Source organism: Actinomadura litoris, assembly GCF_009733595.1.
GTDB classification, from domain to species: Bacteria; Actinomycetota; Actinomycetes; order Streptosporangiales; family Streptosporangiaceae; genus Spirillospora; species Spirillospora litoris.
Genome location: NZ_WOFH01000008.1, coordinates 226,847 through 240,657, shown reverse-complemented (window position 1 = coordinate 240,657; position 13,811 = coordinate 226,847). Strand labels below are relative to the sequence as shown.

The following is a 13,811-nucleotide window of genomic DNA, read 5'->3' as shown; positions in this document are numbered from 1 at the left end:
GTCCCTTCCCTGTCCGACACCCGCTGAGGAGCCCAGATGTACACCGAACTCGCCGGAGCCGTCGTCGTGGTCACCGGCGGCTCGCGCGGCATCGGCGCCCACACCGCCCGCGCGTTCGCCGCCGAGGGCGCCAAGGTCGCGGTCCTCGGCCGCGACGGCGCGGCGCTGGAGAAGGTCGCCGCCGAGACCGGCGGACTGGGCCTGGTCGCCGACGTGACCGACCTCGCCGCGATCGAGGACGCCCGGCGCCTGGTCGAGGACGAGCTCGGCCCGGTGGGCGTCCTGTGCGCCTTCGCGGGCGGCGGCATCGCCCGGCCGGGGCCCACCGCGTCCATGAGCGAGCAGGAGTGGCGCTCGGTCGTCGACGGCAACCTCACCGCCACGTTCCTCACGCTGAAGAGCTTCCTGCCCGGGATGCAGGAGCGGCGGGCGGGCTCGATCCTCACGATGTCGTCCTCGGCCGGGCGGCTGCCCACCAACCTCCCGGGCGGCGGGCGCGACGCGGGCAACCGCTGGGGCGCGCCGGTCGCCTACGAGGCGGCGAAGGCGGGCGTCCAGGCGCTCACCCGGCACGTCGCCGCCGAGGTCGGGCCGGACGGCGTGCGCGCCAACTGCCTCGCCCCCGCGGCGATCCGCACCGAGCGCACCGCGCGCCACATGCCGCCGGAGGTCCAGGAGGCCGTCGCGGCCGCCCACCCGCTCGGCCGGCTCGGCGAGCCCGCCGACGTCGCGGGCGCCGCGCTGTTCCTCGCGTCCGCGCAGGCGTCCTGGCTGACCGGCCTCACCGTCGACGTCGCGGGCGGCCGGGTCATGCTCTGACCCCCTGGGCCCGCCGGCACGGGCTCAGGGTTCGAAGCGGTAGCCCATGCCCGGCTCGGTGATCAGGTGCCGGGGCCGCGCCGGGTCGGGCTCCAGCTTGCGGCGCAGCTGCGCGAGGTAGACGCGCAGGTAGTTGGTCTCCTTCTCATAGGAGGGCCCCCACACCTCGCGCAGCAGCTGCCGCTGGCTGACCAGCCGCCCGGCGTCGCGGACGAGCAGCTCCAGGATGTGCCACTCGGTCGGCGTCAGCCGGACGTCCGCGCCGTCCCGCTCCACCCGCTTGGCGGCGAGGTCCACGGTGAAGTCCCCGGTCTCCACCACCGGCGCCTCGTCGGCGGGCCGCGCGCGCCGCACGGCCGCGCGCAGCCGCGCCAGCAGCTCGTCCATGCCGAACGGCTTGGTGACGTAGTCGTCGGCGCCGATGTCGAGCGCCGCGACCTTCTCGGCGGAGGCGTGCCGCGCCGACAGCACGATGATCGGCACCCCGGTCCAGCCGCGCAGGCCCCGGATCACCTCGACGCCGTCCATATCGGGCAGGCCGAGGTCGAGGACCACCACGTCCGGGGGGCGGCGCGCGGCCGCCTCCAGCGCGCTCCTGCCGTCGGGCGCCGCGTCGACCTCGTAGCCGCGCGCCCGCAGGTTGATCCGCAGCGCCCGGACGATCTGCGGCTCGTCCTCGACCAGCAGCACCCGCGTCATCGTCCCTCCCGGGGCTCGGGCGCGGCCGCGGGCGGCAGCGCGAAGACCATGGTCAGGCCGCCGCCCGGGGTGTCCTCGGCGTGCAGCGTCCCGCCCATGGCCTCGGTGAAGCCGCGGGCGACCGCCAGCCCGAGCCCGACCCCGGTGCCCCGGGGCGCGTCGCCGAGCCGCTGGAACGGCGCGAACACGCGCTCCTTCGCCGCGTCGGGCACCCCCGGGCCCCGGTCGGCGACGCGGATCTCGATCCGGCCCGGCCTGCGCCCGAGCCGCAGCTCGCTGCCCGACACCAGCACCGGCTCGCGGCTGTGCCGGACGGCGTTCTCCACCACGTTGGCGAGGGCCCGCTCCAGCAGCCCCGGGTCGGCCTCGACCGGCGGCAGCGCCTCGGGCACGTCGGTCTCGACGCGGTCCCCGGGGACGCCGCGCAGCGCGCCGGGCAGCACCTCCTCCACGCTGACGTGCCGGACGAGCGGGACGACGGCGCCGGTCTGCAACCGGCTCATGTCCAGGAGGTTGCCGATGAGCCCGTCCAGGCGGTCGGCGGACTCCTCGATCGTGGCGAGCAGCTCCGCCTCGTCCTCGGGGGCGAAGTCCACGTCGGCGGCGCGCAGGCTGCTCACGCCCGCCTTGATCGAGGCCAGCGGGGTGCGCAGGTCGTGCGAGACCGCCGCCAGCAGCGCCGTGCGGATCTTGTTGCCCTCGGCCAGCCGCCGGGCCCGCGCCGCCTCCTCGGCCAGCCGCCGCCACTCCAGGACGGCCGCCGCCTGCGAGGCGAACGCCGACAGCACCCGCCGGTCGGCCGCGGGGAGCACCCGTCCGCGCAGCGCGAGCACCGTCTCGCCCTCGCCGCCGGGTTCCGCGCCCTCCGCGACCGGCGCCCGCACCTCCGCGTCCTCGGGACGCCCGCAGGGGTCGGGCCCGGTGGCGCCCAGCACGTTCCACCCGCCGTCGTCCCGCTCCAGCAGCGCGGCCGAGGTGACCCCGAACGTCTCCCGGACGCGTTCCAGCAGCGCCGGGAGCGCCCGCTCCCCGCGCAGCACGCTGGAGGCCAGCAGGCCCAGCGTCTCGGCCTCGGCGCTGCTCTGGGCGGCCTGCCGGGTGCGGCGGGCGGCCAGGTCCACCACCGACGACACCGCCACCGCGACCCCGATGAAGATCGCCAGCGCGAGCGCGTTCTGCGCGTCGGCGATCGTCAGCGTGTGGAAGGGCGGGGTGAAGAACCAGTTCGCGAGCAGGCTGCCCAGCACCGCCGCCGCCACCGCGGGCCACAGCCCGCCCGCCAGCGCGACCCCGACGGTCAGCGCCAGGTAGAGCAGGATGTCGGTGACCAGCCCGAAGTGCCCGAAGCCGCTCGACAGCAGGGCGGTCAGCAGCGGCGGGCCGAGCGCCGACAGCGCCCAGCCGGCGGCCCTGCGGCGGGGGCTCAGCGCCGACCCGGCCGTCCGCGCGATCCCGCGCCCCTTGCCGACGTGCTCGTGGGTGACGATGTGGACGTCGAGGTCCCCGGCGTCCCGGCTGACGGTCGCGCCGACGCCGGGCCCGAGCACCGCCTGCCACGCCGGGCGGCGGCTCGACCCGAGCACGAGCTGGGTGGCGTTGACGCCGCGCGCGAACTCCAGCAGCGCCCGCGCGACCTGGTCGCCGACGACCTGGTGGTAGGTCCCGCCCAGGCTCTCCAGCAGCGCGCGCTGACCCGCCAGCGTCCGCGGCGAGCCCTCACTGAGGCCGTCGCTGCGCAACACCCGGACGGCGAGCAGGTCGGCGTGCCCGGCGCGGGCGGCGAGCCGCGCGGCGCGGCGGACGAGCGTCTCGCCCTCCGGGCCGCCGGTGAGCGCCACCACGATCCGCTCCCGCGCCTCCCACCGCTCGGTGATGTCGTGCTGGTCGCGGTAGCGGGCCAGGCCTTCGTCCACCCGGTCGGCCACCCACAGCAGCGCCAGCTCCCGCAGCGCGGCGAGGTTGCCCGCCCGGAAGTAGTGGGCGAGTGCCGCGTCGACCCGTCCGGGCGCGTAGACGTTGCCGTGCGCCAGGCGGCGGCGCAGCGCCTCGGGCGTCATGTCGACCAGCTCGACCTGGTCGGCGCGGCGCACGACGGCGTCCGGGACGGTCTCGCGCTGCCGGACCCCGGTGATCCGCTCGACCACGTCGTTCAGCGACTCCAGGTGCTGGATGTTGACGGTGGAGATCACGTCGATGCCCGCGTCCAGCAGCTCCTGGATGTCCTGCCAGCGCTTGGCGTTGCGGCAGCCGGGGACGTTGGTGTGCGCCAGCTCGTCCACCAGCGCGATCTCGGGCCGGCGGGCGAGCACGGCGTCCAGGTCCATCTCGGTGAACGCCGCGCCCCGGTAGAGGCGCTCGTGCCGGGGGACGACCTCCAGACCGCCGAGCTGCTCGGCGGTGTGCGGCCGCCCGTGCGTCTCGGCGAGGCCGACGACGACGTCGGCGCCCCGCCCGGCGCGCCGCCGCCCCTCGTTCAGCATCGCGTAGGTCTTGCCGACCCCCGGCGCCGCGCCCAGGTAGACGCGCCACGTCCCCCGCGTGCCCCGCGTGCCCATCCCGGGCCCACCTCCCCCGCCGGGGCCCTCCCCGGTTTCCGGCCTGGCGAAATCTAGCAAAGCGCCAACAGGACCCCTCATCACGACATATCCCGCACGGGCCGGACGACTCAGGACCCGACGCCGCGGTCGAGCTCCAGGTTGAGCCGCACCACGTTCACCACCGGCTCGCCCATGAACCCGAGCGCCCGTCCGGTCCGGTTGTGCCGGACCGCCTCCAGCACCCGCTCCACCGGCACGCCGCGCGCCCGCGCCACCCGGGGCGCCTGGAGCCGCGCGTACGCGGGGCTGATGTGGGGATCGAGGCCGCTCCCGCTCGCGGTGACCGCGTCGGCGGGCACCCGGGGCCTGGACGGCGCGCCGCCCCGCACCGGGACGGTCAGCCCGGCGGCGAGGTCCTCGCCCGGCCTGGCGCACTCGACCCGGACGCCGTGGTACTCGCGGACGAACGGCACCGCCGGGCACGCCTGGTCGGCGCTCACCACCCGCGCCGGATGCCGGACGGTCCCGTCGGCGGCGCGCGCGCCGAACACCTTCAGCACCGCGCCCACGCCGTCCGGGGTGCAGAACGGGCGGGCGCCGCTCACGCCCTCCAGGTCGCCGACCGCCTTGCTGCGGGCGCAGACCTGGGTGAGCAGGCTCGGCGCCCCCTCGACGCCGGGCGCCGGGAGCGTGTCCACGACGTCCTCGGGGCCGAGGTTGCTCGCGGACGACGCGGTCGGGTCGTAGCCGTCGCCCGCGTTGGACGGACGGCTCTGGAAGTAGCGCGGGATCGGGTTCCCGTCCCTGTCGGTGAACGACTGGCCGATGAGGCGGCTGCCCGCCGTGCGGCCGCCGGGCGCGCTCACGAGCGAGCCGCCGGCCCGGTCCTCCAGACCGGGGAGCTGCGCGACCGCGAACACGGCCAGCGGGTAGGCGACCCCGCACACGGCGGTCAGGACGAGCAGCGCCCGCACCGCCGCCAGGTGCCCGCGGATCCAGGTGGGCATACGCATGTCAGGACATCCCCGGAAGAAATTGAATGAACAGGTCGATGAGCTTGATGCCGATGAACGGCGCGACGATCCCGCCGAGCCCGTAGACGGCCAGGTTGCGCGACAGCAGCGCGGACGCCCCGCCCGGCCGGTACCGCACGCCGCGCAGCGCCAGCGGGATCAGCGCGACGATGACCAGCGCGTTGAACACGACCGCCGACAGGATCGCCGACTGCGGGCTGTGCAGCCGCATGACGTTGAGCGTGTCCAGGCCGGGGAACAGCGTCAGGAACAGCGCCGGGATGATCGCGAAGTACTTGGCGATGTCGTTGGCGATGGAGAACGTGGTCAGCGCGCCGCGCGTGATCAGGAGCTGCTTGCCGATCCCGACGATCTCGATGAGCTTGGTCGGGTCGGAGTCCAGGTCGACCATGTTCCCGGCCTCCTTGGCGGCCGAGGTGCCGGTGTTCATCGCGACCCCGACGTCGGCCTGCGCGAGCGCGGGCGCGTCGTTGGTGCCGTCCCCGGTCATCGCGACGAGCCGGCCGCCCTCCTGCTCCCGCTTGATCAGCGCGAGCTTGTCCTCCGGAGTCGCCTCGGCGAGGAAGTCGTCCACCCCGGCCTCGTCGGCGATGGCCTTCGCGGTCAGCGGGTTGTCGCCGGTGATCATCACGGTGCGGATGCCCATCGCCCGCATCTCCGCGAACCGCTCCGCCATCCCCTGCTTGACGACGTCCTTGAGGTGGATCACCCCGAGGACCCGCGTCCCGGCCGGGCCGGACTCGCCCACCACCAGCGGCGTCCCGCCCGAGGAGGAGATCTCCTCGACGGCGCGGCCCAGCCCCGGCGGGACGTCCCCGCCCCGCTCGCGCGCCCACGCCGCGACCGCGCTCGCCGCGCCCTTGCGCAGCCGGCGGCCGGGCAGGTCGACGCCCGACATCCGGGTCCGCGCGGTGAAGGGGACCCATTCCGCGCCGTCCAGTTCGCCGGGCGTGCGCTCGCGCAGCCCGTGCAGCCGTTTGGCCAGCACCACGACCGAGCGCCCCTCGGGCGTCTCGTCGGCGAGGCTGGCGAGCTGCGCCGCGTCCGCCAGTTCCCGCTCGGCCACGCCGCCCAGCGGCAGGAACGCCGCCGCCTGCCGGTCGCCGAGCGTGATCGTGCCGGTCTTGTCCAGCAGCAGCGTGTCGACGTCGCCCGCCGCCTCGACCGCGCGGCCGCTCATCGCGAGCACGTTCCGCTGGACGAGCCGGTCCATGCCCGCGATGCCGATCGCGCTCAGCAGCGCGCCGATCGTCGTCGGGATCAGGCACACCAGCAGCGACACCAGCACGATCCCGGTGATCCCGCCGGAGTCCAGCGCCAGGCCGCCCGGCACGCCCGGGTCGGCGCCCATGGAGTAGATCGCCATCGGCTGGAGCGTCGCGACCGCCAGCACGAAGATGATCGTCAGCGCGGCGAGCAGGATGTTGAGCGCGATCTCGTTCGGCGTCCGCTGCCGGTTCGACCCCTCCACCAGCGAGATCATCCGGTCGATGAAGCTCTCGCCCGGCCGCTGCGTGACCTCGACGACGATCCGGTCCGACAGCACCCGCGTCCCGCCGGTCACCGCGCTGCGGTCGCCGCCGGACTCGCGGATCACCGGCGCCGACTCGCCGGTGATCGCCGACTCGTCCACGCTGGCGATGCCCTCGACGACGTCCCCGTCCGCCGGGACGGTCTCCCCGGCCTCGACGACGACGTGGTCGCCCTGCCGCAGCTCGGGCGCGGGCACGGTCTCCTCCCGCGGGTCCGGCCCGCCGGGCCGCCAGCCGGTGAGGCGGCGGGCCACCATGTCGCGCTTGGCGCGGCGGAGCGTCTCGGCCTGCGCCCTGCCGCGCCCTTCCGCGACCGCCTCCGCCAGGTTCGCGAAGACCACCGTCAGCCACAGCCAGCCGACCGCCAGCCAGCCGAACCAGCTCGGCCGGGCGGACGCCAGCACCGTGGACCACGCCGCGCCGACCTCCACGATCAGCATCACCGGGTTGCGCCACAGCGTGCGGGGGTCGAGCTTGCGGAGCGCGTCCGGCAGCGCGGCCGCCAGCACGCCGGGGCCGAGGAGCCCGCGCCGGGCGCCGCCGGGCCTCCCGCCGGGGGAGGGGGTGCGTGCGGGCGTCCGCGCGGCCCGCGTCTGGAGGGACATCAGTGGACTCCTTCGGCCAGCGGTCCGAGCGCCAGCACGGGCAGGAAGGTGAGGGCGACGAGGACGACCGTGACGCCGGCGACCATGCCGACGAACTGCGGCCGGTGGGTGGGCAGCGTGCCGTCCGACTCGGGCGTGTGCCCCTGCCGGGCCAGCGACCCGGCCAGCGCGAGCACGAAGACGATCGGCAGGAAGCGCCCGACCGCCATGCACAGGCCGAGGGCCGTGTCGTACCAGACCGTGTTGACGGTGAGCCCGGCGAACGCCGACCCGTTGTTGTTGGACGCCGAGGTGAACGCGTAGAGCACCTCGCTGAGGCCGTGCGGGCCGGAGTTCAGCATCCCCGCGCGGCCGTGCCCGGTCGCGGCGGCGGCGCCCGTCCCGGCCAGCACCAGAGCCGGCATGACGAGGAAGTACAGCGACGCCAGCTTGATCTCCCGGGCGCCGATCTTCTTGCCCAGGTACTCGGGGGTGCGGCCCACCATCAGCCCGGCGACGAACACCGTGATCACGGCGAGCACCAGCATCCCGTACAGCCCGGAGCCGACCCCGCCGGGCGCGACCTCGCCGAGCAGCATGTTCAGCATCGTCATCATCCCGCCGAGGCTCGTGTAGGAGTCGTGGAAGGAGTCCACGGCGCCGGTCGAGGTCAGCGTGGTCACGGCGGCGAACACCGCCGAGTCCAGGACGCCGAACCGCGCCTCGGTGCCCTCCGCCGCGGCGCCGACCGCGGTCGGAACGGTCCCGTGGTGCACGGCCTGGAGCGTCATCGTCAGCGCGACGCTGACCAGCGCCAGCAGGCCCATCACCGCCGCGATCGCGTAGCCCTGGCGCGGCTGGCGCACCATCCGGCCGAACGTGCGGGTCAGCGCGAACGGGATCAGCAGGATCAGCAGCATCTCCAGCCAGTTCGTCCAGGACGTCGGGTTCTCGAACGGATGCGCCGAGTTGGCGTTGAAGAACCCGCCGCCGTTGGTGCCCAGCTCCTTGATCGCCTCCTGGCTCGCGACCGGCCCGCCCGGCAGGGTCTGCGACCCGCCCGTGACCGTCGTCACCGTGTGGTCGGCCGGATCCTGGAGGTTCTGCACGACCCCGCCCGCCACCAGCGCGACCGCGCCGAGGAAGGCGATGGGGAGGAGGATCCGCAGCGTCCCCCGCACCAGGTCGACCCAGAAGTTGCCGAGGCCCTCCGTCCGGCGGCGGGCGAACCCGCGCATCAGCGCGACCGCGACCGCCATGCCGACCGCCGCCGACACGAAGTTCTGCACCGCGAGCCCGGTCATCTGCACGAGGTGGCCCATGGTCGACTCGCCCGAGTAGGACTGCCAGTTGGTGTTGGTGACGAAGCTGACCGCCGTGTTCCATGCCTGGTCGGGCTTGACCGGGTCCATTCCGAGGCTCAGCAGCAGGCGGTTCTGGAGCCGCTGGAACCCGTACAGGAACAGGACGCCGACCACCGAGAACGCGAGGACGGCGCGCGCGTACACGCCCCACCGCTGGTCGGCGTCGGGCCTGACGCCGACCAGCCGGTAGATCCACCGCTCCACGCGCGTGTGCCGCGTACCGGAGTAGACCCGGTACATGTAGTCGCCCAGCGGCCTGTGGGTCAGGACGAGGGCGAGCACGAGGGATCCGAGGAACAGGACCCCCGCAGTCGTCGAACTCACTAGAGACGCTCCGGGAACAGAAGGGCCGCGACGAGCAGGACGGTCACCAGGACGGCCAGCACCAGGCCGACCGTGTTCTGCGCGGTCACAGCCGCTCGACCGCCTTCACGACCAGCGCGAACAGGGCGAACAGCGCCACCGTCAGCAGGACGAACGCCAGATCGGACATCTCTCGCTTCCCTTGTCGAAGGACCGCCCCGCCGTCCGGAAGGGCGCCAGATGAGTAGAACTCCCGGTCAGGGGTGATTTGAGGTGTCTTGACGGCTTCTTAGCGCCGGACGGGCCGGGCTTAACGCGTCCCTAACGCGCCCCTAACGCGGAGGGCCGGCGCGCCGGGTACCCACCCGGCCGGGCGCGCGCAACCCCTATTTTTCATTGAATGATCATCTATGAATCCACCGAAGAATGGACCTCTTGACCGGAGGTCCAAGCAATGGAAGGGTATTGACAACGCGATGGCGAAAGCGCTTCATATGGTGATGAAAGCGGGGTCGGCTCGTTGGCGGATTCGACACGGCAGATCACGGTGCGGGCGGCCTCGGATGCGGACCTGCCGCAGATCAGCGCCCTTTGCGAACGGGAACTCCATCTCGACCGGACGGCGGCGGGATACCCCGCCCTGCTGATGCGCCGGCCCCGGTCCGTGGTGGTCGCCACCTGCGGCGAAGCGCTGCTGGGCGCGGCATTCGGCTCGGTGACGCGCTCGCCCGTCCCCGACGGGGTCATCGACCTGCTCGCCGTCGACGGCTCGGCCCGGCGCGCGGGAATAGCGCGCCGCCTCGTCGCGCATCTCGAAGCGGAGTTCCTGGGCCGGGGCTGTGCGGCGATCACCGTGCAGGGGAACTCCCCCTGCTATCTCTGGCCCGGAGTCGATCTTCGTTATACCCCCGCGATCGGCTTCTTCGAGGCGCTGGGATTCTCCCGCAGGCACTGCTTCGTCAACATGGACGTCGACCTATTCGAGGCCCCGCTCGACACCGCCGAGGACGAGAAACGGCTGGCCGACTCCGGAATCCGCGTCCAGCGCGCCCGGCCCGAGGACAAGGCCGCCCTCCAGGCGTGGGTCGGCTCGGGCGTCGGAGGCGCGGAGGAGGCCTGGGTGGAGGAGATCGAGGTCACGCTGGACAACCCGGAGGCGGGCTGCCTCGTGGCGACCCACCGGGAGGAGGTCATCGGCTTCGTCGCCTACGGCCTCAACCAGCTCCACATCGTCGGCCCGCTGGCCGTGGACCCGGCCCACCGCCGCGCGGGCCTCGGAACGGTCCTGATGAAGCGGTGCCTGGCCGAGCAGCGGGACCGGCTGGGCCTGCGCACCGCCGAGATCGGCTGGGCGGGCCCCGTCGGCCTGTTCTCCAAGACCCTCACGGCCACCATCAACCGGGCCTTCTGGCAGTACACCAGGCCCCTCGCCGCCACTCCTTAGCGCGGCGCCCCATGGGCTCGACGACACCCATGGGGAACGGGACGAACACCGTGCGTCGTGCCGAGAACGGCAATGAAACGGACTTATGTGGGTAAAGCGTCGGCATGCGAATCGGTGTGCTGGACGTGGGTTCCAATTCCGCCCATCTCAAGGTGATGGACCTCAAGGTGGGCGCGCCGCCGGCGCCGGTGACGACGGTCAAGCGTCCGACCAGGCTGGCCGAGGCGGTCGACGCCGAGGGGAGGGTGGCGCGGGAGGCGATGGAGCGGCTGGTCCTGTCGGTGGGCGAGGCCGTGTACGCCGCCGCCGAGCACGGCGTCGAGGAACTGGTCGCGTTCGCGACGTCGGCGGTGCGGGACGCGGCGAACCAGCGGGAGATCGTCGACGAGGTCGCGGCGGCGACCGGGGTGCGGCTCGGCTTCCTGTCCGGCCGGGACGAGGCGCGGCTGACGTTCCTCGCCGCCCGCGCCTGGTACGGGTGGTCGGGCGGGCGGCTGCTGCTGGCCGACATCGGCGGCGGATCGCTGGAGATCGCCCACGGGGAGGGCCAGGAGCCGGCGCTGGCGGTGTCGCTGCCGCTCGGCGCGGGCCGGCTCACCCGCGCGCACCTGCCGGGGGACCCGCCCTCCCGCAAGCACGTGCGCCGGCTGCGCCGCCGGGTGTACGAGCGGCTGTCCGAGACGTCCGCCCGGGTGCTCGCCGGGCTGGACGACGAGCGGCCGGTGCGTCCGGTGGCGACGTCCAAGACCTTCACCCAGCTCGCGCGGCTGACCGGGGCGCCCCGGCGCAAGGACGGCCCGTACACGCGGCGGGTGCTGGAGTTGGAGCGGCTCCGCGAGCAGATCCCCGTCCTGGCGTCCAAGCGCGCCGCCGCCCGCGCGAAGCTGCCCGGGGTCTCCCGGCCCCGGGCGCCGCAGATCCTGGCGGGCGCGATCGTCGCCGAGGCGCTCATGACGACCCTGGAGATCGACCGGGTCGACATCTGCCCGTGGGCGATCCGCGAGGGCCTGATCATCCGGCGCCTGCAGGCGATGTCGGATCCGGCGGCGGCCGACGCCGAGACCGCGCGCCTCACCCAGGCCGTCCCCGCCGTCGCGTCGCGGGGCCGCTCGCCGCTGCGCGCGGTCCCCGTGCTCACCGCCTGACCGTTCCACGGGCGCCCCTCCCGCCCCCGACGTTTCGCGGCGGTGGCCCGGGTACTTCGCCGGGGACCGATCCACCGGACCCGAAGGAGGGCGCCGATGCGCGCCGTAGTGATCAACTGCACCCTGAAGCGCTCACCGGCGACCTCCAACACCCACGCGCTCGCTTCGGTGGTGGAGGAGGCGCTGCGGGCGAGGGGTGTCACGGTGGAGACCGTCCGGGCCGTGGACCTGGACATCCCGCCGGGCGTGGAGACCGACCTCGGCGACGGGGACCCGTGGCCCGCCGTGCACAAGTCGCTGCTGGAGTCGGAGATCCTGATCCTCGCGTCGCCGACGTGGGCGGGACAGCCGTCCTCGGTCGCACAGCGGGTCATCGAGCGGATGGACGCGATGCTGTCGGAGACCGACGACGCCGGCCGCCCCGTCGCCTTCAACCGGGTCGCCGGGGTGATCGTCACCGGGAACGAGGACGGCGCCCACCACGTGATCAACAACCTGAGCGGCGCGCTGAACGAGTTCGGCTACACGATCCCGGGCCAGGCGTGGACGTACTGGAACCGGGGCCCCGGGCCGGGCCCGACCTACCTGGAGAGCGAGGAGGGCAAGGACTGGTCGCACAGCACCGGGCGGGCCATGGCCTCCAACCTGGTGGCCGCCGCCACGGCGCTGGCCGCGAACCCGATCCCCGCGCCGCCCTCCTGACCCCTGCCCCCTGATCTCTGGCCGCCGGCACCGCCCCGCTAGGCGCTGACGAGGACCTGCGGGGCGGTGACCTTGATCCGGGTGCGGAGCCACTTGCCGCGCGTCTCCGCCGCCTCGCGGCATTCGCCGACGACGTCGAGCAGCCCCGCGTCCCAGGCGGTCCGATCTCCGCCTCCCGCGCAGCCGAAGAGGCCCTTCGGCCCGAGCCGCCCGTGGTTGACGCGGTCGGAGGCGCGCCCCGCACGCCGACGATCCGGTCGCCGTGCACGGCGACGTCCATCCCGCAGCCGTTCGAGCACAGCACGCACGCCGACCGGACCCACTCGACCTCGTCCTCGGAGATCCCCTCGTGGAGGTACTGGTCGACCCGGACCGGCCATGGCGAGCCTGATCCGCTCGGGGTCCTCGTCCCCCAGACGTCGTCGACGCGGTCCGTCGATGCGGCCGGTGTGTCGTGCATGGGCCCTCCTGCTGTCGCGGTCGGCGCGCGGCCCCACCTACCCGGCGCCCGGTCGGTGTGAAACGGCCGCGCGAACGTTAAGGCTCGTGGCAGACGGGAATGGCCGGACGAGCCGCCACCGACGGCGGCACGTTCGCGGACGACCCCCGCGGCGGCAGCGACTTCATGCGAGGTGACCACGTGACCAGCCCGTCGGGCCAGAGCCAGCCGTATCCGGGTGAGACGTCGAAGATGGATCCGCGTCCGCGCGACGAGATGCGCGGCTACGAGGGGCGCGGCCTGCTCGCGGGACGGCGGGCGCTGATCACCGGTGGCGACTCCGGCATCGGACGCGCGGTCGCGGTCGCGTTCGCCAAGGAGGGCGCCGATGTCGCGATCACCTACCTGGAGGAGGACGAGGACGCCCGGCACACCGCCGGCCTGGTCGAGGCCGAGGGCCGGCGCTGCCCGACCTTCGGCGGCGACCTGGCCGAGGAGCGGCACGCCCGCGACGTCGTCCGGCGCGCGGCGGAGGAGCTCGGCGGCCTGGATGTCCTGGTCCTGCACCACGGCACCCAGCGGCCGGTCGAGGACGTCCGCGAGATCGGCACCGACCAGCTCGACCGCACCTTCCGCGTGAACGTGCACAGCCTCTTCTGGACCGTCCAGGAGGCCCTCGACCACCTGCCGGACGACGGCTCCATCGTCGTCACCGGATCGATCAACGGGCTGCGCGGCAACACCAGCCTGATCGACTACTCGGCCAGCAAGGCGGCCGCGATGACCTTCGCGCAGTGCATGGCCCAGTCGCTCGTGGAACGCGGCATCCGGGTCAACATCGTCTCCCCGGGCCCGGTCTGGACCCCGCTCATCCCGGCCACCTTCGACGAGGACCGCGTCGAGGGCTTCGGCGAGCAGGCCCCCATGGGCCGCGCCGCCGACCCGGACGAGATCGCCCCCTCCTACGTCTTCTTCGCCAGCAGCCGGCTGTCCTCCTACTACACGGGCCAGAACCTCGTCCCCGCCGGAGGGGAGATCCACCCCGGCTGACCGGTCTCCGGGGTCGGCGCAGCGGCCGGGCGACATCTCCCTTGCCCACCGGCCACCCGTCCCGGTCACCTCGGACGTCAGGGATCCGCGCGGCGAGATCTTCGTGATTAGGGGACGGGACGGGCGCGGCCCGGCATCATCGGTGTCAGTGAGCGCACG

General features: G+C 74.1%; 11 protein-coding genes. 5 read left to right on the top strand and 6 right to left on the bottom strand.

Features of this window, described 5'->3' with window-relative positions; all coding sequences use genetic code 11:
• Positions 1-36 precede the first annotated feature (36 nt).
• Entirely contained in the window at positions 37-819 is a 783-nt protein-coding gene (locus GNZ18_RS23265; RefSeq protein ID WP_156218650.1) for an SDR family NAD(P)-dependent oxidoreductase, read from the top strand.
• A 24-nt stretch (positions 820-843) separates the two neighbouring features.
• Here the strand turns inward: GNZ18_RS23265 and GNZ18_RS23260 are convergent, their stop codons facing one another.
• The 6 genes from GNZ18_RS23260 to GNZ18_RS23235 all read right to left on the bottom strand — a co-directional run bounded on the left by GNZ18_RS23260 (position 844) and on the right by GNZ18_RS23235 (position 8,982).
• Positions 844-1,518, bottom strand: a complete 675-nt coding sequence (locus GNZ18_RS23260) for a response regulator (RefSeq protein WP_156218649.1) — start codon at positions 1,516-1,518, stop codon at positions 844-846.
• Positions 1,515-4,073 (bottom strand): DUF4118 domain-containing protein, encoded by a 2,559-nt coding sequence (locus GNZ18_RS23255; protein WP_156218648.1) that lies wholly within the window; start codon positions 4,071-4,073, stop codon positions 1,515-1,517. The genes GNZ18_RS23260 and GNZ18_RS23255 overlap by 4 nt, the downstream gene beginning before the upstream one ends.
• A 110-nt stretch (positions 4,074-4,183) precedes the next feature.
• The gene (locus tag GNZ18_RS23250) at positions 4,184-5,062 is read right to left on the bottom strand and encodes a potassium-transporting ATPase subunit C (RefSeq protein WP_216651437.1); all 879 of its coding nucleotides are present in this window, start codon (positions 5,060-5,062) and stop codon (positions 4,184-4,186) included.
• Between the two features lie 7 nt (positions 5,063-5,069).
• Positions 5,070-7,226 (bottom strand): potassium-transporting ATPase subunit KdpB, encoded by a 2,157-nt coding sequence (gene kdpB, locus GNZ18_RS23245; protein WP_156218646.1) that lies wholly within the window; start codon positions 7,224-7,226, stop codon positions 5,070-5,072.
• Complete coding sequence (gene kdpA / locus GNZ18_RS23240; protein ID WP_312874688.1) at positions 7,226-8,893, bottom strand: potassium-transporting ATPase subunit KdpA; 1,668 nt, start codon at positions 8,891-8,893, stop codon at positions 7,226-7,228. Before kdpA ends, kdpB begins: the two co-directional genes overlap by 1 nt.
• Positions 8,893-8,982, bottom strand: a complete 90-nt coding sequence (locus GNZ18_RS23235) for a K(+)-transporting ATPase subunit F (RefSeq protein WP_156218645.1) — start codon at positions 8,980-8,982, stop codon at positions 8,893-8,895. The genes kdpA and GNZ18_RS23235 overlap by 1 nt, the downstream gene beginning before the upstream one ends.
• A 410-nt stretch (positions 8,983-9,392) precedes the next feature.
• Between GNZ18_RS23235 and GNZ18_RS23230 the strand changes: the two genes are divergently transcribed.
• The 4 genes from GNZ18_RS23230 (at position 9,393) to GNZ18_RS23210 (ending at position 13,652) form a co-directional block, all read left to right on the top strand.
• Positions 9,393-10,316 (top strand): GNAT family N-acetyltransferase, encoded by a 924-nt coding sequence (locus tag GNZ18_RS23230; protein ID WP_156218644.1) that lies wholly within the window; start codon positions 9,393-9,395, stop codon positions 10,314-10,316.
• Positions 10,317-10,420: 104 nt separating this feature from the next.
• Entirely contained in the window at positions 10,421-11,461 is a 1,041-nt protein-coding gene (locus GNZ18_RS23225) for a Ppx/GppA phosphatase family protein (RefSeq protein ID WP_156218643.1), read from the top strand.
• A gap of 96 nt (positions 11,462-11,557) precedes the next feature.
• A complete protein-coding gene (locus GNZ18_RS23220) occupies positions 11,558-12,163 on the top strand; it encodes a flavodoxin family protein (RefSeq protein ID WP_156218642.1) in 606 nt (201 codons plus the stop codon).
• 691 nt (positions 12,164-12,854) lie between these two features.
• On the top strand, positions 12,855-13,652 hold the full coding sequence (locus tag GNZ18_RS23210; RefSeq protein WP_156218836.1) for an SDR family oxidoreductase: 798 nt from the start codon (positions 12,855-12,857) through the stop codon (positions 13,650-13,652).
• The last annotated feature ends 159 nt before the right edge of the window (positions 13,653-13,811 follow it).

What these genes read in the sequence shown, in the direction of transcription:
- GNZ18_RS23265 (WP_156218650.1), top strand. Translation starts at nt 37, where the DNA reads ATGTACACCGAACTCGCCGGAGCCGTCGTCGTGGTCACCGGCGGCTCG.
- GNZ18_RS23260 (WP_156218649.1), bottom strand. Translation starts at nt 1,518, where the DNA reads ATGACGCGGGTGCTGCTGGTCGAGGACGAGCCGCAGATCGTCCGGGCG.
- GNZ18_RS23255 (WP_156218648.1), bottom strand. Translation starts at nt 4,073, where the DNA reads ATGGGCACGCGGGGCACGCGGGGGACGTGGCGCGTCTACCTGGGCGCG.
- GNZ18_RS23250 (WP_216651437.1), bottom strand. Translation starts at nt 5,062, where the DNA reads ATGCCCACCTGGATCCGCGGGCACCTGGCGGCGGTGCGGGCGCTGCTC.
- kdpB (WP_156218646.1), bottom strand. Translation starts at nt 7,226, where the DNA reads ATGTCCCTCCAGACGCGGGCCGCGCGGACGCCCGCACGCACCCCCTCC.
- GNZ18_RS23225 (WP_156218643.1), top strand. Translation starts at nt 10,421, where the DNA reads ATGCGAATCGGTGTGCTGGACGTGGGTTCCAATTCCGCCCATCTCAAG.
- GNZ18_RS23220 (WP_156218642.1), top strand. Translation starts at nt 11,558, where the DNA reads ATGCGCGCCGTAGTGATCAACTGCACCCTGAAGCGCTCACCGGCGACC.
- GNZ18_RS23210 (WP_156218836.1), top strand. Translation starts at nt 12,855, where the DNA reads ATGGATCCGCGTCCGCGCGACGAGATGCGCGGCTACGAGGGGCGCGGC.